The organism is Candidatus Oscillochloris fontis, assembly GCF_004138135.1.
GTDB lineage: Bacteria > Chloroflexota > Chloroflexia > Chloroflexales > Chloroflexaceae > Oscillochloris > Oscillochloris fontis.
Genome location: NZ_RYFD01000035.1, coordinates 1 through 22,293 on the forward strand (window position 1 = coordinate 1; position 22,293 = coordinate 22,293).

A 22,293-nucleotide genomic window follows, 5' to 3' on the forward strand; every position below is an offset into this window, starting at 1 on the left:
TGACTGATTTCCCCTTCCATCAATGCGGACAACCCGGTTGCCGTCGTTTGACCGAAGGAGCTAATGAGATAATCACTATAGAGGTCGAACAGTTCATCGTTTTTCATAGTTCAGATTGTAGCATATCCCTGATTTTCTGGGTGCGTAAGGTGAGCTAGGTAATTCATCCTACCCACGGCGTAACATACGCATGATACGCATAATCCGACCTGCTTCGATACGTTCGATGGTAGCCTTTAATTCATTGATCTGGGCGATCTTCTGAGCCAAATCCTGCTCAAGCTGCGCTGTATAGGCAATATGCTCTGCGTTGAGCCGTTCGTACTGGGCTTGGGAATGAGCCTGAGTTTCAGCCTGAATCATCTGATGTAACTCAGTAAGATTCTGGGCATGTTGGTGTAAGCCTTCGATCTGCTTGCGTTGCTCTACCGCTAGTTCACGCAGATCGGTATTAGCCTTCCAAAGCTCCCAAAAACGCCGCTCATAGTTGCGCACGATACGGTGCTGCGGCTCGCTGCTACGCCGGAACCGAATCGCCCATGGGGTGAGGAAACTGGCATCATAGTCTACATCGCGCACAAAGCCCTGGCGTGCAAAGAGATCGGCCCAGTATTCAATCGGATGCACATTACAGTGGGTGGCCTCTTTGAAGTCAAGCGGTGATGACGAGAAGAGAATATCGTCGCTATACTGGCAGAAGTTGATCACCGCCTGCTCGGCTTCTGCACACGGCATGTGTTCGAGTACTTCAATACAGACAATCAGATCGTAACGCTGGCCGAATGGTTCGGCGATAGAGCCAACCCGCATCAATGCTCGAATACTCTCAGGGGCACTGTTGATGGCATATTCAGAAATATCAATCCCCGCAACCTCAACCCCACGCAGATGCAGTTGCTCAACCAATAAGCCTAGCGCACAGCCGGCATCAAGTACCCGCTTGGGCGCAATGCTGGATACAATCTGCTCCGCAATGCGGCCAAAGAAGGTCATCCAATGCTCATCACGACGATAGGGCAGACCACAACCAGTTGCGTAATAGTATTCGTCATAGATATTCTGCGGATTTGGATCGCTCACAATTCAACTCCTCTATGTGTTTTTATCCATTCTGCTGCCACCCACCAGGAATGGAGAATATACCATACCGCTCACGCGCATTATTGCTGTGGACAACCAGGGAATAGATACGATCATGATGATCATACGTGTGCAGTTGGGTCGAATCGACGACTGCTGCGCTGATCCGGTAGTGTCCAGTGAGGAGTGGCAGATTCGGTATGCTATAGTCAATGCTGCCGGTGCCCTCAATCATTCCGATCTGAAACTGATCAAAACCGGTATTCGGCCCGGTCAGCCAGATTCCATTCTCCAGATAGATCCCGACTCCAAAAACCGGCCCCTGGATGGGTTGGTGGGCATGGTAGTGGATGCGGATGGTGAGGTTTTGGTGGGTGTGGAACGAGGCGCGTTCAAGGCCCGCAGCATCAAGCAACTGGACGCCGGTAATCTCCACTTCGCGGGTACCGTGGCGGAGGGGGTTATCATCGGCGTCGGCGGGGCGAGTGGTATGACGTTCCGCCGCCAGACGGATCTCCTCTTGGCGGTTGACATTGGCGAGGTAGGCGTCAATCACTTCGCCTGCGGCCCCACTCGCTCGCATCTCGCCGTGATCTAGCCAGACGGCCACGTCGCATAGCGAGCGCACCACTTCGAGCGCGTGCGAGACGAAGATGATCGTCTTACCGGCGCGCCGGAAGCTGTAGATGCGCTCCATACACTTGCGCTGGAAGGCCTCGTCACCCACCGCCAGTACCTCATCGGTGATCAGGATGTCGGGGTCTACCGCTGTGGCCACGGCAAATGCGAGGCGGGTGTACATGCCCGATGAGTAGTGTTTGATCGCCGTGTCAATAAAATCGCCAATATCGGCAAAGGCGATGATCTCCGGCAGCCGCGCCGCCATCTGTTCGCGGCTCAGCCCCATGAGCGAGCCGTACAGAAAGACATTCTCGCGCCCGGAGAGTTCGGGGTGGAAGCCGCTGCCCAGTTCGAGCAGCGCCGCGATGCGCCCACGTGTCCGCACGCTGCCACTGGTTGGTTCAAGGATGCGCGTCATCAGCTTGAGGATGGTGCTCTTGCCCGCCCCGTTGTGGCCCACTAGCCCCAGGCTCTGCCCCGGCTCCACACTGAAACTGACATTGCGCGTGGCCCAGAACTCCTCGCCGGAGGGGCGGCGGCTGAGTAAACCCGCTACGCGCTCCTGAATCGTGTCACGGCGATCCCGGTGCAGGATGAAGCGCTTCGAGACATTGTTGAATTCGATCACTGGTGCCATTTAGATCTCTTCCCCAAACTTGCCGCTGGTGCGTTCAAAGACCCAGTAGCCCGCAACGAGGATGACGAGGGCGGTGATACCCACGCGCAACATACTGGAGAGCGCGGGTACTGCCGGGGTCGGGATCTGACCCACCGCTACCGCCGCCCCATAGATGGTCTCGCGGTAGAACTCGATCAGCGAGGCCATTGGGTTGAGCCAACGGACTAAGCGCACGCCCAAGCCATCACCGAAGTTGCTCAACGGGTAGATCACCGGGGTTAGGAAGAACCAGATGTTGATCACGATCCCCACCAGATGCACCACATCGCGGAAAAAGACCGCCACCGCACCCAAGAACATGGCGATCCCGGCTAAGAGTGCCGTCTGCATGATGATCAGCACCGGGAGATAGGTCACGCTCCAGGCCAGATTCAGGTAGCCCAGGCTGCTCCACTGCACATAGGCGATCACCAGGAACATCATCGGTAGCGAGAGGATAAAATTGACGAGGCTGGAGAAGACGCTGACGAGTGGTAACACCTCACGCGGGAAATAGACCTTCTTGATCAGCGCGGCGTTATCAATAATACTGCGCGTGCCACCAATGATCGCCTCGGCGGTGTAGTTCCAGGGCAGCAGCCCGACGATGATGAAGACCGGGAATTGGGCGATGCCCCCCGGCATCAACACGCTGAAGACGACCACATAGACCAGCATCATGCCCAGTGGGGCGAGTTGGGTCCACAGGTAGCCCAGGGCACTGCCCTTGTAGCGCGTGCGCATGTCACGCATGACGAGGTTGCGGATCAACTCGCGGTAGGCCCAGATCTCCTGTACCTTCTCGGTTAGGCGCGCCGTGCGATCCACGGCAACCCCGGCCACCCCAAAGAGCAACCCGAACACGAGGGTCAGGCCGATCAGTTGCAGGGTGTAGCGTGGTTCGGGGGTGGTGGGCAGGCTGGCGGCCACGCGCTGCACCGATCCGGGCTGATCAACCAGGAAGGTTGCGTCATGGGTGCGGAGCAGGTAGCGTAGCGCGGCGTCAACTGCGCGCATGCGCGCAATCTCGCGGTTGCGCTCGATCAGTTCGGTATTGACCTTGAGATCATTCGCTGCACAGGTGAGCAAAGCCGTCTCACGAGTGGGATCTTCGGCAGTACCGCACCAGGCATCGAGCGTCGCATTGCGCGTATTGATCGCAAAGCGCCACAGGTCGTAGCGCGATTCGAGGGCACGCGCAATATCGAGCAACTCCTCGCGGGGCATGTTCTCTAAGGCGCGTGGCTCGGAGAAGGGTTCCAGATCGCGGGACATCGGGAATGCCTGGGTGCGCACAATCTCGCGCAGCAACAGATCAAACTCGTTCAGGCTGAGGGCTTGCTGATCGAGTGCTAACCAGAGTTCCCAACCCAACATATTACGCAGGATCTCGCGCCCACCGGCAGCGCGAATCTGGCGCGCCAACTCGGCGGCCCCAGCGTTGGCCAACGTCTGCGCCTCCGCCGCCGTCGGGGCCACCCCGCGCACCAGCACCGTACCGGGCGTTTCGCCGGGGATGAAGGTGACATCAAAGGTGGGCAGTCCCAACCGTAGCTCACGCCGCGCCAGCGCATTCTGGCGCAGAGTCTCAGCCGCATCACTGATGGCAACGTCTAGCCCGGTACGCGCCGGCCCGACGAGGCTATAGATCCCGCCATAGCGCTGCATATCAAACTGAGTCTGGGCGGTGGCGTAGTAGATTTCGGGTTGGGAGAGAATGCGCGGCATGGCCACGGCTAATGCTCCAACGAGTGTTAGGAGCATCCAGATCCAGTGGTAGGAGCGCAGGTTGCCAGCAATAGACTTCAGGCCGGTCATAATGTTCCTATTAGCATCCCGATTTTAACGCAAAGACGCTAAGGCGCAAAGCCTTTAACATAGACTCCAAAGTAACTGTTCACGATGGAGGTAAACGGATTGCCACTCTTACCCAAAATGACAGGTTGACGCCAAGGCGCGAAGACGCAAAGATCGCAAAGATTGGGGTTGGTTCCCCAATACCATGCGTTGCGTCTTGGCGTCTTGGCGTCTTTGCGTCAAAATCTTGATGTTCGGGGCAGTGTGAATAGTTACGACTCCAATCAAACCCTCTGCGTCCTTGCGCCTTGGCGTCAAAAGTAAGGCTCCACATCTTCACCCTCCGATCTCCAGCGTCTGCCCCGCGCCCAGATCTACCTCTACGCGCTGGTCGCCAAGCTGGAGCGTCAGCCCCGGCAAGGCCAGATCACTCGGATTATGCAGACGGTAGCGCCCCGCCCCCAACGCTTCAATCTGCACCTGGGCCACCGCGTGTTGCCACGCGGCGATCTCGCTGAAGGGGGCCACCCACACCGCCGGGTTTTCGGCGGCAGCCTGCACCACCCGCTCCCAGGCAGCGCGTTGCTCTGGGCTGATCACCTCTTCGGTGTGCGCCCAGATGTCAATCATGCCACCCTGCTCCACCGCGCGCTCGATCTGTGCCAGTGCCAGATCGGCGCGTTCGGGCTGCAAGTAGAAGTCGGGGCAGGCCAGCATGCGCCCCTCGCGCCCCGGCAACCAGCGGCAGCGCGATTCAGCGACGAGACCCGCCGCGTCGAGCGCGAAGAGGTTGTACTGGGCCTGGTCGCTCAGCCGGGTGACGGCGCTGATCCCGGCTTGCTCCAACGCCTCCCAGGATCGCTCGCTCATCCCGGCGCTGCTGCTCCACGGGAAGGCCAGCGCCTGGGCTGCGGGCACACCCGCCTCGCCAGCGATCTGGTTCCAGGTGGCTAGATCGCTCTGCCAAGTGGCCGCGTCCACATAACCACCATAGAAGTGGCTAAAGGTATGGCTCTGGATCTCGTGGCCCGCCCCGCGCAGGATCGGCACCAGATCGCCAAAGTACCACGCCGGATCGCTCTGCACCGTTCCGTATGGGTCATCGGCGAACCAGGGGGTGCTACGCCAACGCTCGGCCAGCCAGCCATGCTCCGGGGTGGCCCACGTAAAGGTGGGGTTATTCATGAACTGCCGCCGTTCCACATTCCCCATGAGGAAGTTGTAGCCGGTGGCAAAATAGGTCGCCCGCACATCATAGCGGGCAAAGATCTGCATGGTGGTGGTGACGCCCTCGCGCATGCGCAGCCCACGCGCCAGCGGGTCTTGGTCGAAGTTGGGGTCGCCGAGCGAGCGCGAATGCACCAACCCGCCCATGGCGGTCTCCCAATCGAAGCTGAAGGCAACCGCAGCGCGGCGACCGTTGGGCCACGCGGCGATCTGGGGTTGGAGCGGATCTTCCGCCGCCAGATCAGCCAGATCCTCCCCGCCACGTTGCAGGTGCATGGCATCCAGGTAGAGGCGATCATCCGAGGCGGCCTCGATACGCACGCGCAGGCTACGTGCATCGGGGGGGGCAACGAAACTGGCTTGCAGCGCCGACCAGCCGCGCAGATCGGGTGTCCAGAGGCGTACCGGCTGCCAGATGCTGGCCGCCTCGGCGGTGGGAGTGCCAGCGGCGTTGTACCACTCGAAGACCAAGCGGGCGCGGGTGGGCGAACTCAGCGGCGAGTCGGTCAGTGCGAAGCCGCTGAAACAGTAGCGTTGCCCCGGTTCAACCGGGGTGATCGGGGTTTGTACCGCGTTGGCGATGCCGATCAGTTGCAGCGCCCGGCCATCGCCATCGAGATCGAAGCCCGCACCATCCACCGCTGGGCCACGCAGTTGCACGCCACCGGCGGCGCGGCTCCATCCGGCGGGCATCCCCGCCACCTCACCGGGGCTTGCGAAATCGTGGTTGGGCAGCAACTCAGCGGCGAGGAGCGGCACGTAGGCACAGCGGGCGATCCGCTGTTGCGTGAAGATCAGCACCCCCAGCATTCCGACCAGGATCGAAACCAGGGCCGCGCTGATCAAGATTCGTTTGGAGAGCATCAGTCGTTATGGTTACGCTTCTGAGAAGCTGGGTATCTTGTCAAGCGCCCCATTGTATCATACTCAGCTTGTGCTTCTGCGTTAGGGCATGTACAAAGTCACCTCCGGTGAGGGTTCGGGGGCGGCGAAGTCGCACTCGAACATTTTTTCTGTGTTGTTTTGTAACGACGAGGAACAACAAGGCGTGTTGCGCGACACTGTCGCCCTCTTGCCCCCAGCTGTGCGCGTGATCGTGTTGGCCAATAGTGTGATGACCAACCTTCCTGCGACGTGGCAGACCTACCCTATCGGCAGTCGGCGCATGGGGATTGAGACCATTGATTTGTGTATAATTGACACCATCAAAAAGTGGCACCCTTTGAGGGGGTGAGGATCATGACGCACGTGTCAAACAGATTTGTCCCTTCTGAAACCATGTCTAAGCACGGAATGTGGTGATGCGCTCAACACGATGACGATGATGTGGGTAGCCTGCTTCATCTGGGCGACCTAGCGCAATCATCGCCGTAATCGTGGCATGAGCGGGCAGGTTGAGTAAGGTCTTAACCTCTTCATGCATAAAACCAAGCATTGCAGAAGTTGCGTACCCCATGCTTTGTGCTGCCAATACCAAGAAACCGAGGGCAATGTTGGACTGCGCATTGGCCCAGTTGGCGCGTTCTTCGATACTCATCTTGGCAAAGTTCTGGCGCATCCCTTCAGCTCGACTGCGAACCTGCTCCTCACCCATCCCCGGATGAACGGTCTCCTCCGCATGAGCCAGCGCATCCTCCATATCGCTATAGATCACGATCAGCGCCGGTGCTGCGGTTACCTGTGCTTGATCATAGGCAACCACCCGCAACTGCTGCTGAAGTTCTGCATTCTGGATGACCACAAAGCGCCAGGGCTGAACATTCATCGAACTAGGTGCCAGACACGTGAGCCGCAGGATTTCGTGCAAGTCAGCTTCACTGATCGGTTCTGAGGTATAGCGGCGAATACTGCGACGGGCTTCGATGGCGTTGGGAACGGTTAGCATAGGATAGTTCCTTTATTATATGTGAATGTAAGCACAAGAAATCAACATGAGAAGTATACCACAACTGTATCGCGTAACTATTCACACGTCTCCTATCATCTCGGTTTTGACGCAAAGGCGCAGAGGCGCAAAGACTTCAAGAATATGCCCCCATCAAAACCTTTGCGTCTTTGCGCCTTTGCGTCAACCAGAGGTTTCTTTTACCCCCAAGTGTGAACAGTTACTGTATCGCGTAGTCTGGACAGCACCCGACGCCCGTGCTATAGTCCGGGGTGCTGAACGAGGGCCGCGAACTGAGAACAAGCGTGGTGCGCGATGGTCATCCCATTCCAGATTGTGGTGGAAGCACGGGGCGAGGGGTATGTTGTGCGGGCGGCATCGGCGGGGCGTAGTGCCGAGGCAGCGTTAGAGGTGCCAGACCTCAAGGGCGAATTGGGGGCCGATGGGGCGGCGCTGGGGCAGGCGATCTTTGCGCCACCGATCCGTCAGATGCTCATGGATGTGGCCCAAGAGGCCGATGATGCTGGGGCACGTATGCAGATCCAACTGCGACTGCCGCCGGCGGAGTTCAACACGCTGCCCTGGGAGTGGATGACGCTGGGAAGTAGCACGCTCTGGCAACCCGCCCTGCGCGATGACTACGCCCTGGTGCGGATCAATCCCGCTGTCTTGGCACCACCCACGCTGGCGGTTACACCACCGCTGCGCCTGGTGATCGCCACTGCCCCCGGTTGTGATCGCCAAGCCGATGTGCTAGGAGTCGCGCTGGCCAGTGAGGTACGGGCGCGGCGGCTGATTGTGGATCGGCTGCGCGATGCCGACCCCGATGCGCTGGCTGATGCCTTGGCCGAAGAGCCGTGCCACCTGCTCTACCTGATCGCTCCGGCGCTCTCCAGCACACGTGGAGGCCCAGCACGGGCCGCTCAACCACGCATGCGTCTGGGGCGAAACATCGATCCCCTGGCACTGACCCGCATTATTGCGGAGTACCCCGACCTGCGTATGGTGACGGTGGCCGCCGATGGCCCCGAGTCAGAGGCGGGGGTAATGGAGTTTGCGGCGATGTTGCACGCCAGCAGTGGGGTGGCGACATTGGGCCTGGGCAACTTCGAGCCGAGTAATGCGGCGGGGTTCTGTGCGACATGTTTCGGGGCTTTGGCGACGGGTGAGCCGGTGGATCTGGCAGTAACGTATGGCCGCGCACGCTTGGCCGAGATGGCGGGGGCGTGGGGGGCCGCCCAACTCTCTGTCGGCAATGGTGGGGAAACCCTCTTCCGCATCGGAACACCCGCGCCGATCACGCCGAGCGCCCCGGCGCGTTCGAGCCGCCCGTTGCGCTCGGAGCCGCGCCGTCGCAGCAAAGCGACCTATACGCCCAATGATCCGGTGCGCCCGGTGCGCCGCGAACCCGAAGCGGATGATGTCCCTTTACCGAGTATCAGTATCCCTTCCTGGCTAACGCCAAAGGTGGCGGCCTTAATTGTGGCGGGTCTAATCCTCGTCATTCTGGTCAGCCAGAACCTTAGCCACCCGGAGCCAACCGCACCGCCCGCAACACCCACGCCACCCCTGGTGGTGACGATCATGCCATCGGGAACGGTACCGTCCGACATGCCCACCCCGACGATGGTGCCGTAGAGACGCAAGATATTGCGTCTCGGACGCAAGATATTGCGTCTCGGACGCAAGATATTGCGTCTCGGACGCAAGATATTGCGTCCCTACGCACCACCGGGATCAATAACCGGGCCATCCGGGGTATCACGCACCTGCCAACCTGCGGCCACAATGTGCGCCCGCAGCCGGTCGGCGGCGGCCCAATCACGCTGGGCGCGGGCAATCTCGCGCTGCTCGACCCAGGCCATGATCGCGGCAGGTGGAGACGAAGAGGAGGAACGATCAGGCTGAGATGCACTTGCCGCCCACACAGCGGGCGGTATGCCCTGCGCCGGATCAATCATCTGGAAGGGGCCGAGGTCGGTGAGGGCAAACTGCTCACGCCGCGCATAGGATCGCGTCTCCCCGCCGCGCATGACCGTCACCCCGCCGCGCCCCAGCACCTGGGCGTGGCCCGCGCCGAGATCGAGCACCAACCCGGTATGCTCATCAATCCCAATAACCGTCTGCTCAGGGGGTAACAGCGCCAGCAGTTGCGTAGAGCGCGCCCGCCCCATAAAGCAACAACTGGTATCCAATTCCGTGCCGCCATCGCTATTGTTCCAGTGCGGCAGGAAGATGAGCGAGAGGCCATAGGGGCCGAGCAGATCGAGACCCGGTTGCCAGTGCAGGTCGGCCCCAACTTTGTAGATCTCATAGACCGGCAGGGCCAGGCGACCCATCGCTATCGTCGCGGCGCTAGCCGTGACCAGCGCAGCCCCCCGACGATGGCGGGCTTGTAGGCGTTGCCACGCGAGGCTCCCCGCAAGTTGGCGCACGGCATAGGTTGGGCTGCCCGGCCCCAGAAAGATCATGTCGGAGTGAAGCAGCGCCGCGCTGATTGCCGGGTCATCGGGGCTGAAGGCGGTGCCACGGGCACGGGCGGGCACCAGCGCAATGTCGGGGCGCAGACTCTGGAGGCGCACGCGCAAGAAATCGGCCACCTTGGCCGCGACCGATTCGGAGTTGGGTTGAAAGCCCGCCGGGGTTTCCAGAACCGCCACCTGCAAGGGTGGTTCGGCGTGGCGGGTGAGCCGATCATAGACCACCCCGCTACTCGGTGCGGTCTCGCCAGAGCCGAGGAGCGCGATCATCCCCGGCTGGTGTGGTGTAGCGTTAGGCATCCAGAATCCCTCGCTCCAGATCAAGAAGCGCTTGTTTGTAGTTCGGTTCCAAGAATTCTTTAAGTTCTTTCGTGGCTCCAACCCGCTCCAGATCAAGAAGCGCTTGTTTACGCGCCAAGCCCCAACGAAACCCATGCAGTTTCCCATCGCTACCCACGGCCCGGTGGCAGGGCACCACGAGTGAAACCCGATTGGTGGCACAGGCACGTCCCACCGCACGTACCGCCTTGGGGTTGCCCAAGGCGGTCGCAAGCTGAAGGTAGGTACGGGTCTGCCCATAGGGAATGGCGCACAACGCATGCCAGACCCGCTGCTGGAACGGCGTCGCCACGACATCCAATGGCAGATCGAGGCACGTCGTCTGGCCCACCAGATAGCCCAGGATCGCCGCGAGCGCAGGCGGCGGGGTTACGGCGGGCATGAGCGTGGCCTGAGGATAGTCGGCCCGTAACGCGGCCTCCAGGGTGGCATCGTCATCGGCCATGGCGACGGCACACAGCCCCTGGGGGGTAGTGGCGACGAGCAGGCGGCCAAGCGGCGAAGTGGCGATTGCGTAGGTAATCAGCATACCTGCTCCAAGAACTCACGAATCAAGCGGATCAAGCGTTCCGGCTGATCATCCTGAATGGCATGACCCGACTGAGCCACAAACTCCAGGCGCGCATTGGGGATACGTTCAGCTAAACGGCGTACATCCTCTGGCAGGTTATTCACCTCACCATCGCCATTGATCAGCAACACCGGGCAGCGGATCTGATCGGCCTGATCATAGACAATATTCCCACCAGCGGCCAGAATCGCCGCCACCGCCGCCGCCCAGCCAGCGATGAGCGGTTCGAGCATGGCCTCGCCCTGGGTAGCGATAATCTCAGTGCGCCATTCCGCCCGGTTCTCACCCCATGCCGAGACAGGCAACCAGCGTTGCGCCGCCGCCGCCATTGGGGGCGCGATCACCCCAGCGACGCCCCACGCCACCACCCCGCGCAGCAGATCGGGGCGACTGGCGGCCAGCACCAAGGCACTCTCGGCCCCATCGCTAAAGCCCAACACCACCACTGGGCCAGGAGCAAGTTGTTCGAGCAGCGCGGCCATATCAGCCGCATCACGCTGGTAGAAATCGGGCGGAAAGTCGCGGACTGGCGGACGACTCGCGCCATAACCACGCAGATCGGGCGCAATCACGCGATAATCCCGCGCCAGATCATCTATGAGGCCACCCAGGTGGCTACGGGCGGTGCCGGTAAAGCCGTGCAACACGAGCAATGGCGGGCCAGCGCCGAGATCGTGGTAAGCCAGAGTAGCCCCGTCGGGGAGAGTTATCTGGTGCATAGGTATTTCCGAAGGTTTTTTTGGCTTCAGCTTCACTGATTAGGGCATGTAGAAAATCCTTGGGGCTACGCCCCAAATCCCAATTTTTGGTGTGTTTTGGCGGCTTCGCCGCCAAAACACACCAAAAAGATTTTCGGGGGCGGCGTAGCCGCCCCCGAACCTCCACCGGAGGTGACGTACTGATAGCCATACTACCACCAATCCCCAGCGCAATGGTATACTACATCCAAATGTCCACTACCAATGATCTGCGGGGCATCCCGCTACTTGCCAGCCTAGATACACCGACCCTGGCCGACACCGCCCGCCGCATGCGCCATTGCACCTATCGTCCTGGTCAGTATATCCTGATTGCGGGCGAGCAAGCGCCGGGGCTCTTTTTCGTGTTGCAGGGCAAAGTACGCCTCTCGCGCACCGCCCCCGATGGGCGCGAGCAGGTGTTAGCCATGATCGGCCCCGGCGAGCCATTCGATCCCGTCCCGCTCTTTGATGGTGGCCCCAACCCCAGTAGCGCCCGTGCGATGAGTCCCGTCAAATGCCTGCTGCTCTTACGTGAAGATCTGCTGGTGCTGATCGAACGCCACCCCGGCTTGGTCTTCTCGATGCTCGGCCTGATGGCCAGCAAAGTCCGCGAACTAGCCGGGTTAGTTGAAGATCTCGCCTTCCGCACCGTGCGTGCGCGCCTCGCCCGCCAACTGCTCGCCGAGGCCGCCGAGGGTTCAGCCGATCTGACCCACCAAGAGTTGGCCGAACGCACCGGTACCATCCGCGAGATTGCCGGGCGCGCCCTGCGCCGCTTGGCCGAAGAGGGTCTAGTGCGCCTCGAACGGGGCCGGGTGATCGTCCTTGATCCCGAAGGGCTGACGAAGGTCATTGAGGAGTAGGTAGGGTGATACAATAGTGTTGGGTTTGTCTTCTTGTAACACCCCATGGGAGAAACCAATGACGTTTACTATTGAGACTGAACAAGAAAACGATAGGCGCTGGATCGCAGAAATCTTAGAACTTGCGGGTGTACTCGCCTATGGTCGCACTCAAGAAGAAGCTGTTGCACGGGCGAAGGCATTGGCTCTGCATGTACTTGCAGACGCGAAAGAAAACTGGGATGCACCGCATGGTTTCAATTAAGGAACAGTGCGTAGGGGCGCGTCGTGACGCGCCCCAGGCGTCCTCAAGCCTTATGTCGCCGCGATCATCACGCCAGAGGGCGCGTCGCGACGCGCCCCTACGCATGCAGGTAGCACCGGCTTCCAGCCGGTGCTACCTGCATGCGTAACCAAATGTATATCAGGCTTCGCCGCCAAAACACACCAAAAACTGGGATTTGGGGCTTCAGCCCCAAGTTAAGGAACTAAAGTCCTATACAACCCATCCAAAACCGAGTAATCTGAGATCGAACAACGGCGGAATTGGCTGCCTGCGTAGACCTATCGTGCTAATGCCTAGAGGAGTGACACCGTGGCGTATGTGATTGCTGAGCCGTGCGTGGGGACGAAGGACGGGGCGTGTGTGGCGGTCTGCCCGGTAGATTGCATCTACGAGGGCGAGGATCAGTACTACATCAATCCTGATGAGTGCATCGAGTGTGGCGCTTGCGAGGCCGAGTGCCCGGTTGAAGCCATCTTCGCCGGCGATTCCGTCCCCTCCCAGTGGGTCAGCTTTGTTGAGAAGAACCGCCTCTTCTTCGGTGCGTAGAATGAGGTACGGCACACGGGCGGTAGGAGAGGGCAATCCTTCCTACCGCCCGTGTCTGTTTTGCGCATAATCGGCGGGTGTGTCGAGATCCACCACCACCGCCGGATCATCCACCGCCACCCGACACACCCGGTCGGGGTACGCGGCGAACACCGCCCGCGCCCCCACATCCCCGTCTAGTTCCCGCAGGTGATCAAACATCTCGCGCCCCAGAATCGTCGGTGTCCCGCGTTGCCCCTGGTAGGTTGGCACAAGTGCCAGCGCATCCGGTTGCGCCCGGTAGGCGGCGATCAGATGATCGATCAGGCCGGGTGTCACCAGCGGCTGATCAACGAGCAACACCAGCACCGCCGCGCTCTGCGCAGGCAGCGCCGCCAAGCCCACCCGCAACGAACTGGCCTGCCCCGTCGCATAGGCGGGGTTCTCGATCAGCGTTAGGCGCGGCCCTAGCCCCGCCAGTGCGGTGCGTACCTGCGGCGCAGCCGCCCCCAGCACCACAATCACCCGCTCAACCGCGCGCGCCGCGAGGGCTTGACGGGCCACATGGCGCACCAGCGGCTGGCCCTGCCACGCTAACAACTGCTTGGGTTGCCCCATGCGCCGCGAGCTTCCCGCCGCGAGCAGCAACGCCGGGATCATCGGGCGGCCCGCACAGCTTGAACCAGATCGGCATCCTGTTCGGGGAGCACCGTGCGCAGATCACACACCAGGTGCCCATCGGTGAGCCGCGCCACCAGTGCTGGTTCACCCAGGCGCAAACGCCGACTCAGCGCCGCATCCCCGCCGTGCAGCACGAGGCCCACGCTGGGTAGCGTGGCCCCCGGTAGGGAACCACCACCCACGGTACTGACACATTCCACCCGGCTGGCTGCGTTGCCCAACTGGCCCACGAGTGCTTCGGCACGCTGTTCTAGTTCGTTCAACGGCGTGGCGATCATCCGCCACACCGGAATCTCGTGGATGGCCCGCCCATGCAGGTAGCTCAGCAGAGTCGCCTCCATCCCCGCAATGGTGGTCTTGTCCACCCGCAGCGCACGCGCCAACGGGTGGTGCTTGAGTTGCTCAACTAGGCTACGCCGCCCAACGATCAGCCCCGCCTGTGGCCCGCCTAACAGCTTGTCGCCACTGAACGTGACCAGATCGGCCCCGGCGGCGACACTCTCCTGCACGGTAGGTTCGGGGAAGAGGCCATACGCAGCGGTAGGGAGGAGTGTCCCACTGCCCAGATCATCCACTAGGGGCAGCCCGCGCTCCTGGCTGAGTGTGGCCAGTTCAGCCAAACTGGTCTCGTGCGTAAAGCCAATCACGCGGAAATTGCTGGTATGCACGCGCAAAAGCAGCCCCGTGCGCTCCGTAATTGCGGCAGCATAATCGCGCAGGTAGGTGCGGTTAGTGGTACCCACCTCCACCAGATGCGCTCCGCTCTGGCGCAACACATCGGGGATGCGGAACCCACCACCGATCTCGACCGCCTGCCCGCGCGAGACGATCACCTCGCGCCCCAGTGCCAGCGCACTCAGCACCAGGTAGATCGCGGCGGCATTATTATTCACCGCCAGCGCCGCCTCAGCCCCAGTGATACGGCACAACAGGGCTTCCAGATGCACCGTGCGGCTACCCCGGCTACCCGCATCGAGATCATATTCCAGGTTGGAATAGCCCGCCCCCACCCGCTGCATCGCCTCTAGCGCCGCCCGGCTAAGCGGAGCACGCCCCAGGTTGGTCTGGATGATCACCCCGGAGGCATTGATCACCGGGCGCAACGTCGGGCGCAGATCCGCATCCAGACGACTCAGCACACGCTGAATCAGGTAATCGCGCAGCGGAACTGCGGGCCGCTCGCCCTGCCGCATCTGCACCCGCAGCCGATCCACCTCCTCGCGAGCAGTGGCACGCAGCAAGGCGTGGGGTAGATCGGGCACCACTGCGACCAGCGCAGTTAAGAGCCGATCAACACTGGGAATATCGCGGAGATTCGTCATCAATACCTCATGCGTAACAATTCAGCCTTCTCCTAGCGCCCAGATGTTGACGCAAAGACGCAAAGACGCAAAGACGCAAAGCTTCCAATACAACATGCACAACCAATCACCCTTCACATAAATAATATAAATCTGCGTAATCTGCGTAATCTGCGGACAAATCCGAAATATAATCTGCGTAATCTGCGTAATCTGCGGACAAATCCGAAATATAATCTGCGTAATCTGCGGACAAACCCACTTACCCCACCAACGCCGCCCGCGCCAACACCGGCAGATCAAGCACCTCACCCCGGCTAGTCCGCGTGAGATCAAAGACCGCCCGCAGCAACGCCTCATACGAACCACTCATCTCGCGCTTACGCCGCCCCATCACCGTGCGCGCCACACGGATCATATTCTCGATCCGGTACTCGCGGAAGATCTCGCCACCCCACGTAAAGGGCGGGATCGTCTTGGGCGCACTATGCACCCCAAAAATATTACTCGCCGTGCCGATCACCGTGCCACCATTCAGGTGCAAGCCAATCCCCAGTTTCACATGATCAGCCAAGAAACAGCCCAACTTGATCAGTCCACTCTCCACCTGACCCAACCCGTCCAGCGCCACACGCACACTGCCATAATTATTCTTCAGATCGGAATTAGTAGTCATGGCCCCAATATTGACCCACTCACCCAGCCAGGAATGGCCCAGAAAGCCATCGTGGTGTTTGTTGGAGTACCCCTGAATGATACTCGCCTCCACCTCGCCCCCGATGCGACAGACCGGGCCAATACTCGTTTCGCCCCGGATGCGGGCACTAGAAATCAGGGTCCCGGAACCAATATAAGTTGGCCCCTGAATAAAGCTGAAGGGTTCAATATGCGCTCCAGCTTCAATACAGATCGGCCCATCGCGAGCATCGAGCACCAGCGGCCCATCGAGACGCGCCTCTGGCGCGACGAAGACATCCGTGCCACGCACCACCACATGCGGATCATCGCCCTGGTAGCGCGGCAACCGCGCCTGGAGCAGCGGCAGATCGCGGATAATCTGCTCCCCCGACTGCGCAATCAGATCCCAGGGGTAGACGACGCGGGCGGGATGCTGGGCGGGCGCTAATTCCACCACCCGCGCAAAGCGCAGCAACTCATCACGGGCATCGGCGGAGTATTGCGCCCGCAGATAGTAGAGCACCGCACTCGTCAGCGCAGGCGTGAGGCGCGCCCCAATCAGATCGCCCTCGGCCAGATAGATCGTATTGATCGGCTCTTGCAGTAGGCGCGGCAACCAAGCCAGATCGAGACAACGCCCATTGACCAGCACCGTCGGTTCGGCGCTATACATCGCCGCCAGACCCGTTGGCGGGCCAAAATGCCCCATCAGGTGTGGGCGTGCCAACCCCAGCACCTGATCATGCCCCAGCAACGCCGCCACCCGTTCGCGCACAGTATAGCCACCGCAGCGCAACTCAAAGAGTGGGCGAGCCTGGGCAATCGTGGCCAGATTGGGCCACATCTCATCTTCAAAGACGATCAGACTCATAAGCCTAGGTTCGCCGCAACAACTCTAAAATCGTCGCCGTCAACTTCTCACCATCATGGCGCAACACCCGCACCGCCCGGCTCTGGTTGGGGTTCTCCAGCGTCGCCGTATACTGAATGACCGACGACGAGAGATCAGCCTCAATCACCACACTCCCCTCGACGACCAAGCGCCGCTGACTATCACGATCCCCGGCCAGCACCGCCGTCTCCTCATACTCTTCGGGCGAGAGATAGACCGGCGACTGATTCGCCGCCGCATAGAGCCGATGCACCTCTGAATCAATCCGCTGCGCATTCACCAACACATAGTCGGGGCTAAACCCAGCATACTGCTTGATCATCCGCAGATGATCGCCAACCCCAAAGCCGGTGGTGCGACCCGGTTCGGTCATCAGATTGCAGATATAGATCTTACGCGCCCGACTCTGAGCCACCGCTTGGCGAAACGCATCGAGCAACAGATTAGGTAAGACGCTCTCGAAGAGACTCCCCGGCCCCAGGATGATCGCATCCGCATCGCGGATCGTCTCAGCCACCACTCGTGGTAGTGGCATAGCGGCGGCAGCGGGGTCGCGCAGTATCAGGCGTTCCACATGGCGCTCGGCCAAGGCCGGATTCAAGGCCACATGACGCACATCCACCTGCTGGCCATCGTCCAATTCAGCCAAGACATCCAACGGCGTCGGGGTGGGCACCACATAATAGACATTCTGAAAGTTGAACAGCCCCGCAGCGCGGTAGTAATACTCAACCGGATCATGGATCGGCACAATACAGGTCATCTTCTCGACATGCGACCCCAGACTGGCCAATACCAACATCCCCGCTCCACCCGAAAGCACCACCACCTGTGGCGGTTTGCCCGCCTGTTGGAACCCAACCACCAACTCACCATCGGGGCTTTGGGTATGCTCATCCACCGGGATGACCACCAACTCACTCAACTTCCACAAGCCATACCCAAGCACCCCCAACCCAAACACCAGCAACAGGATGCCACGCCACAAGCGCGGGATGAACTGGAGAGTAAGGAAACTAAAGACCGGCGGCAAGCCCTCCATCGTGCGGTAGGCATGAATGAAGAGATACGCCACCCCCAGCGAGAGCAGCACAATCCCCACAAAGGTGAGCGCTAAAGGGGCCGTGAGATAGACAAGACGCCCAAGGCGTCGGCTAATCATTCGCATCAGAGAGTACCGCACCTACTTGAGTTGATCACGCTGCGCATCGAGCAGGGTGCGCAAGCTCCCCCCACTCCGCGCCACCATCTCGGCCACCAGTAACCCTGCCAGCAGCGCGTCAGGGTAAGCGGCGAAACGCCCGATGCTGATCTCACCATCACGATTGACGCCCAAAAGCAGACCGGGGCGATCCTGGGCCAGCAACTTAGCCATTCGTGCATCGGTATCCATCGTCAACTCAAGCTTGATGCTATTTGCATCCTCCCAAGCAGCCAAGCGTGTCGCATTAAAGGGCGAATCACTCGCAGACGGAGGAAGCAATACCAGCCCTTTGTGGCGATGTTGGCGCACCAAATAACTACTCAGCAGCAAAGCGACATCAATGAGGCTCAACTGCTCACCACTCTTATCAATCACCGCCAGAGCCGTTCCATCCGCCGAGATGGCCAAACCCAAATGCGAATCACTCTCACGCACCAACTTCTTGAGTCGCAACAAACCCGACTCACCGGGGTGCGGCGTCACTTTCGCGAAGTGGGGGTCAGGCTCGCGATTAATCTCAATCGCCCGTGTCTGCCCACCTTCCCCTAACAGCGATGTCCAAGCTCCCGCCGTCGTCCCATGCATCGAATCGACAAAGATCGTCATCGAGACCCGGCGGATAAGATCGAGATCCACCACCCCACGCAGCGTCTCAAGGTACCCAGCGCGCAGATCGGGCAGATTAGGCGGCAGCGGAGCAGGATCGATCAGGGGCGTAAAAGCAGATTGCGGTTGGTCATCAGCCATCCCCAGCGTAATGCCGGGCGGCGGCGTGATCAGCACCAAACCATTATAATAGTAGGGGCGTTTACGTGCGGTAACAACGAGCGCACAATCAGCCATTCGGCGTTCAAGCGCCGCATAGACCGCCGGAATAGGCGTAGGGCAAGCCGCCAAATGCGCATTAACCCCGCGTGCCAGCAGATCGGCATGCAGTGCGCGCGCAAAGAGATTGCCCATAAAGCGCGTATCATAGGCAACCATACACGTCCAACCACGCGAAGCCAAACCCGCAGCAATCATCGCCCCACGGCGCCGCACCTGATCCAGCGTAAAATCAGCAGCGTAGACCGCTTCCCACGTATAATCGAGCGAACGGTAGTGCGGGTTCATAATTGGTTGCGGAACTCCTCTACCGCCGACAACATCATGGCACGAATCTCACATGCACGATCCATGGTCAATGCCTCAAAACGGGTAGTGATGGCTGGCTCAGTATTAGAGGCCCGTACCAACCCCCAACCATCACCAAAATCCACCCGCACGCCATCAATAGACACCACTGGATAGTGCGGAGCGAAGCGCGCATACAGATAATCGATCACCCGAAACTTCTGCTCCTCGGCAAAGGCGATCCGCCCCTCATCTATTGAAGATCGATCCGGGTAGGGCGCCAACACCTCGCGTAAGGTGGTGCCCATCTGAGCCAGCGCGAAGAGCAGGTGCGCACCAGCAAAGACGCCATCATCAAAATAGTGGCCGGGGTAGGTGGCAAACGTATGCCCACTCAAATCGGCACCCAACACCGCGTTCAGTTCGCGCATCTTGGCCGAGATGCTAGGGTAGCCGGTCTTCCACATCACTGGAATGCCGCCCAGTGCGGTAATCGCTTCGGGCAATACCACACTACATCGCACATCAAAGATCACATGGCCGGAGCGCTGCCCTAAGAGGTAGGTCGCAAGTGCAATCAGGTAGCGGTCGGCAAAGACAATCTGGCCCTGGTTATCCACCACCCCCAGGCGATCACCATCACCATCCAGGCCAATCCCAATATCCGCGCCATGCTCGCGCACCGCCGCAATCAGATGTTGCAGATTCTCCGCCTTGAGCGGATCGGGATGATGGTTGGGGAAGGTGCCATCAGGCTCAATAAAGAGCGGCACCACATCCAACCCCAGCGCCTGATAGGTACGCAGGCCAATCGGGCCACCTACCCCATTGCCCGCATCGAGGACAACCTTGGGGCGACGCCCTTGGAAGGGTAAGAGCCGACAGACCGAGGCCACATAGGCATCACTCACATCCACCCGGCTGAGCGTCCCCTGGCCTTGGGCGAACTGACCGGCCAGCGCCACCTGACCCACCTCCTGCACATCCTCGCTGGTGAGCGGTTCGCTGCCAAAAGCTACCCGGCCACGGCGTAACTTCAGTCCGTTATAGGCGGGCGGATTGTGGCTCGCCGAGACAATCGCCCCCGCATCTAGGTTCAGGTGTTCAACCGCAAAATACATCACCGGCGTTGGCACTTGGCCAATATCCACCACATCCATACCGGTGGATTGCAAACCCGCGATCACTGCCGCCTGGAAGCGCGGTGAACTCAGGCGCGCATCACGCCCTACCGCTATAGTGCGCCGCCCCTGAGCCAAAAAGATCGTCCCAACCGCCTGACCCAAGAGCCGGTAGATCGCCTCATCGAGATCAACATCAACAACGCCGCGAATGTCATAGGCGCGGAAGATGGTTGGATTGAGCGCCAGGGCCATCGCATACTCCCCACTAAGAGGGTGGTAACAGATGCTTCGATCCTAGCGTGACGGCTCCCACGGGTGAACACGTGGGCTTCTCCGGTATCACAACCGAGGCCATGCCGCCCCAGGGCCATTGTTTACGGGCTCGACAGAACGTTTTACGCAGTGCGCCGGTGACGTTATGCGCTACAACCACCCGAACGTTCACTTGTGCATGTGCCACACGCTATCGGGATTATAGTACAAGCATCCACTCTGGTCAATGGTCTGCCGCTAAAACATGCTTATTATTTCTTTGCAACACCCCACAGACATGCTATAATGGCCAATAGCATGCCCTCGGAGGGTCTTGTATGTTGCGTGTTTCCTACGTTGTGTCTCAGGTGCGCCCGTGCCATCTCGTTGGCGCTGGAAGCAACCTGTCGCTACCTTGTATCTATAGAGATGGAGAGTATCAGGCGTGAAGGTTACGACTGAGAAGCTTCCTAAGAGCCTATTGGCCTTAGAGATCGAGATTGACCCGGATCAGGTCGAGCGTGGCTTAGACAAAGCCGCCCGCCGTCTCTCCCAGAAGTTCCCGATTCGCGGTTTCCGCCCTGGGAAGGCCCCGCGTTCAATCATCGAGCGCTCCTATGGACGGGCCGCCCTCATGGAAGAGGCCACCGATGATCTGATCAACAAGGCATACCGTGACGCCCTCGAACAGGAGAAGATCGCTCCGGTCGGCCCACCCAACCTTGAATCGATCACTTCATCCGAACCGTTCATCTTCCGGGTCACGGTACCAGTTGCGCCAACCGTAACCCTCGGTGACTACCGTGGGATTCGTCTCGACCTCGAAGCGGCCAGCATCAGCGAAAAAGACATTGAGCGCGAACTTGAGCGCATGCGCGAGAAACATGTGGTGCTCAAGGAGCTAGATGAACTGCGTCCCGCCCAGGAGGGCGATCAGATCTCGGTGATCCTCGATACGGAATTTGAGGATGACGACGAGGAGGACGAGGAGGACGACGACGACCGTGACGACGACGAGGACGATGACCTCGAAGACGATGAAGACGATGCGGATGATCAGGACGATGAAGACGATGAAGACGATGCAGACGACGATGAAGAGATCCAGACCCTGGATCTGATCCCCGGTCGTCTGGTTGAGGAACTGCACCAGGGTCTGATCGGCCTCAGCGTGAATGAGTACACCGAAATCACCGCCGTCATGCCCGATGATCATCAGGAAGAGTCGGTGCGCGGCAAGACCATCACCTTCAAGGTGAAACTGAAGGGCATTCGGGAGCGCATCCTGCCGGAGTGGGACGAGCTACCCGGCCTGGAGAACTTCGAGGGCAGTCTGGACGATCTACGGGCCAAGACCCAGAGCAATCTGGAGCAGACCGCCCGCACCAACGCCGAACGCACGTTGGTTGAGACCTATGTGAGCCAACTGGTCGAAATGACCGAGTTCGATATCCCCGATGTGATGGTGCAGGAACTGGCCCACGAAATGCTCCACGAGCAGGGGCACCAGTTCGAGCGCTACGGCATCACCCTAGAGCAGATGCTTGAGTACCGTGGCCAGACCCACGATGAGGCGGTTGAAGCACTCATGCCCGATGCCGAGCAGCGCACCAAGACCACCCTGGCGCTCAGCCGTTTGGTTGAGCACGAGGGGATTGGTGGGATCGTACCTGAGGATGTTGAGGCGCAAATCGAGCTCATCGCCAGCGATTACGATGAGGCGCAGCGCCCCAACGTGATCAATGCGTTGCGTACCCAGATGATCCATGATGTGGTCAATATGGTCATTGATCGCAAGCTACGCGCTCGCATCGTTGAGATTGCCACTGGTACGGCTCCCGCGCTTGAAGCCCCGGCTGCCGAGCCAACCGCAGAGGCTCCCGCGCTTGAAGCCCCGGCTGCCGAGCCAACCACAGAGGCTCCAGCCGAACCCACTACCACTGAAAAAGAGTAGGTAGGAACCGATCCTGTCGGGAATAGTCAAACCCCTCCCGACA

The 22,293-nt window shown here is 60.0% G+C and carries 19 protein-coding genes; 5 read left to right on the forward strand and 14 right to left on the reverse strand.

Features of this window, described 5'->3' with window-relative positions; genetic code table 11:
• Window positions 1–168: 168 nt before the first annotated feature.
• From EKD03_RS13040 to EKD03_RS13060, 5 genes are all read right to left on the reverse strand, one after another.
• The gene (locus tag EKD03_RS13040; RefSeq protein WP_129631456.1) at window positions 169–1,080 is read right to left on the reverse strand and encodes a class I SAM-dependent methyltransferase; all 912 of its coding nucleotides are present in this window, start codon (window positions 1,078–1,080) and stop codon (window positions 169–171) included.
• Between the two features lie 22 nt (window positions 1,081–1,102).
• A complete protein-coding gene (locus EKD03_RS13045; RefSeq protein ID WP_129631461.1) occupies window positions 1,103–2,338 on the reverse strand; it encodes an ABC transporter ATP-binding protein in 1,236 nt (411 codons plus the stop codon).
• Window positions 2,339–4,177: an ABC transporter permease gene (locus EKD03_RS13050; protein WP_129631464.1), complete on the reverse strand. Its 1,839-nt coding sequence runs from the start codon at window positions 4,175–4,177 to the stop codon at window positions 2,339–2,341.
• A 315-nt stretch (window positions 4,178–4,492) separates the two neighbouring features.
• Window positions 4,493–6,247 carry a polysaccharide deacetylase family protein gene (locus EKD03_RS13055; RefSeq protein ID WP_129631467.1) on the reverse strand — a complete coding sequence of 585 codons (1,755 nt, stop codon included), beginning with the start codon at window positions 6,245–6,247 and terminating at the stop codon, window positions 4,493–4,495.
• A gap of 418 nt (window positions 6,248–6,665) precedes the next feature.
• A complete protein-coding gene (locus EKD03_RS13060; protein WP_129631470.1) occupies window positions 6,666–7,268 on the reverse strand; it encodes a nitroreductase family protein in 603 nt (200 codons plus the stop codon).
• A gap of 315 nt (window positions 7,269–7,583) precedes the next feature.
• Between EKD03_RS13060 and EKD03_RS13065 the strand changes: the two genes are divergently transcribed.
• Window positions 7,584–8,906 (forward strand): polysaccharide deacetylase, encoded by a 1,323-nt coding sequence (locus EKD03_RS13065; RefSeq protein WP_129631473.1) that lies wholly within the window; start codon window positions 7,584–7,586, stop codon window positions 8,904–8,906.
• Between the two features lie 83 nt (window positions 8,907–8,989).
• Here EKD03_RS13065 and EKD03_RS13070 read toward each other — a convergent pair whose 3' ends face one another.
• The 3 genes from EKD03_RS13070 to EKD03_RS13080 are packed head-to-tail and all read right to left on the reverse strand — an operon-like array spanning window position 8,990 to window position 11,377.
• The gene (locus EKD03_RS13070) at window positions 8,990–10,048 is read right to left on the reverse strand and encodes a type 1 glutamine amidotransferase family protein (protein ID WP_174842869.1); all 1,059 of its coding nucleotides are present in this window, start codon (window positions 10,046–10,048) and stop codon (window positions 8,990–8,992) included.
• Window positions 10,041–10,616, reverse strand: a complete 576-nt coding sequence (locus EKD03_RS13075) for a methylated-DNA--[protein]-cysteine S-methyltransferase (protein ID WP_129631476.1) — start codon at window positions 10,614–10,616, stop codon at window positions 10,041–10,043. The genes EKD03_RS13070 and EKD03_RS13075 overlap by 8 nt, the downstream gene beginning before the upstream one ends.
• Window positions 10,610–11,377 (reverse strand): alpha/beta fold hydrolase, encoded by a 768-nt coding sequence (locus EKD03_RS13080; RefSeq protein ID WP_129631479.1) that lies wholly within the window; start codon window positions 11,375–11,377, stop codon window positions 10,610–10,612. The genes EKD03_RS13075 and EKD03_RS13080 overlap by 7 nt, the downstream gene beginning before the upstream one ends.
• 230 nt (window positions 11,378–11,607) lie before the next feature.
• On the opposite strand from EKD03_RS13080, the gene EKD03_RS13085 reads away from it, so the two are divergent.
• From EKD03_RS13085 to EKD03_RS13095, 3 genes are all read left to right on the forward strand, one after another.
• Window positions 11,608–12,261 carry a Crp/Fnr family transcriptional regulator gene (locus tag EKD03_RS13085; protein ID WP_129631482.1) on the forward strand — a complete coding sequence of 218 codons (654 nt, stop codon included), beginning with the start codon at window positions 11,608–11,610 and terminating at the stop codon, window positions 12,259–12,261.
• A 58-nt stretch (window positions 12,262–12,319) separates the two neighbouring features.
• The gene (locus tag EKD03_RS13090; RefSeq protein ID WP_129631485.1) at window positions 12,320–12,505 is read left to right on the forward strand and encodes a type II toxin-antitoxin system HicB family antitoxin; all 186 of its coding nucleotides are present in this window, start codon (window positions 12,320–12,322) and stop codon (window positions 12,503–12,505) included.
• A 330-nt stretch (window positions 12,506–12,835) separates the two neighbouring features.
• Window positions 12,836–13,072 (forward strand): indolepyruvate ferredoxin oxidoreductase subunit alpha, encoded by a 237-nt coding sequence (locus tag EKD03_RS13095; protein WP_129631488.1) that lies wholly within the window; start codon window positions 12,836–12,838, stop codon window positions 13,070–13,072.
• Between the two features lie 42 nt (window positions 13,073–13,114).
• Here EKD03_RS13095 and EKD03_RS13100 read toward each other — a convergent pair whose 3' ends face one another.
• The 6 genes from EKD03_RS13100 to EKD03_RS13125 all read right to left on the reverse strand — a co-directional run bounded on the left by EKD03_RS13100 (window position 13,115) and on the right by EKD03_RS13125 (window position 20,296).
• Window positions 13,115–13,711 (reverse strand): nucleotidyltransferase family protein, encoded by a 597-nt coding sequence (locus tag EKD03_RS13100; protein ID WP_129631491.1) that lies wholly within the window; start codon window positions 13,709–13,711, stop codon window positions 13,115–13,117.
• Window positions 13,708–15,054, reverse strand: a complete 1,347-nt coding sequence (gene selA / locus EKD03_RS13105) for an L-seryl-tRNA(Sec) selenium transferase (protein ID WP_129631494.1) — start codon at window positions 15,052–15,054, stop codon at window positions 13,708–13,710. The genes EKD03_RS13100 and selA overlap by 4 nt, the downstream gene beginning before the upstream one ends.
• 241 nt (window positions 15,055–15,295) lie before the next feature.
• Complete coding sequence (locus EKD03_RS13110) at window positions 15,296–16,582, reverse strand: putative sugar nucleotidyl transferase (RefSeq protein ID WP_129631497.1); 1,287 nt, start codon at window positions 16,580–16,582, stop codon at window positions 15,296–15,298.
• 4 nt (window positions 16,583–16,586) lie between these two features.
• On the reverse strand, window positions 16,587–17,771 hold the full coding sequence (locus tag EKD03_RS13115) for a gluconeogenesis factor YvcK family protein (protein ID WP_129631500.1): 1,185 nt from the start codon (window positions 17,769–17,771) through the stop codon (window positions 16,587–16,589).
• Between the two features lie 15 nt (window positions 17,772–17,786).
• Window positions 17,787–18,920, reverse strand: coding sequence for a phosphohexomutase domain-containing protein (locus EKD03_RS13120; protein ID WP_129631503.1), 1,134 nt, complete (start codon window positions 18,918–18,920; stop codon window positions 17,787–17,789).
• The gene (locus EKD03_RS13125; protein WP_129631507.1) at window positions 18,917–20,296 is read right to left on the reverse strand and encodes a phosphomannomutase/phosphoglucomutase; all 1,380 of its coding nucleotides are present in this window, start codon (window positions 20,294–20,296) and stop codon (window positions 18,917–18,919) included. The genes EKD03_RS13120 and EKD03_RS13125 overlap by 4 nt, the downstream gene beginning before the upstream one ends.
• Before the next feature lie 445 nt (window positions 20,297–20,741).
• Here EKD03_RS13125 and EKD03_RS13130 point away from each other — a divergent pair, with 445 nt between their 5' ends.
• A complete protein-coding gene (locus EKD03_RS13130; protein ID WP_129631511.1) occupies window positions 20,742–22,250 on the forward strand; it encodes a trigger factor in 1,509 nt (502 codons plus the stop codon).
• Window positions 22,251–22,293 lie beyond the last annotated feature (43 nt).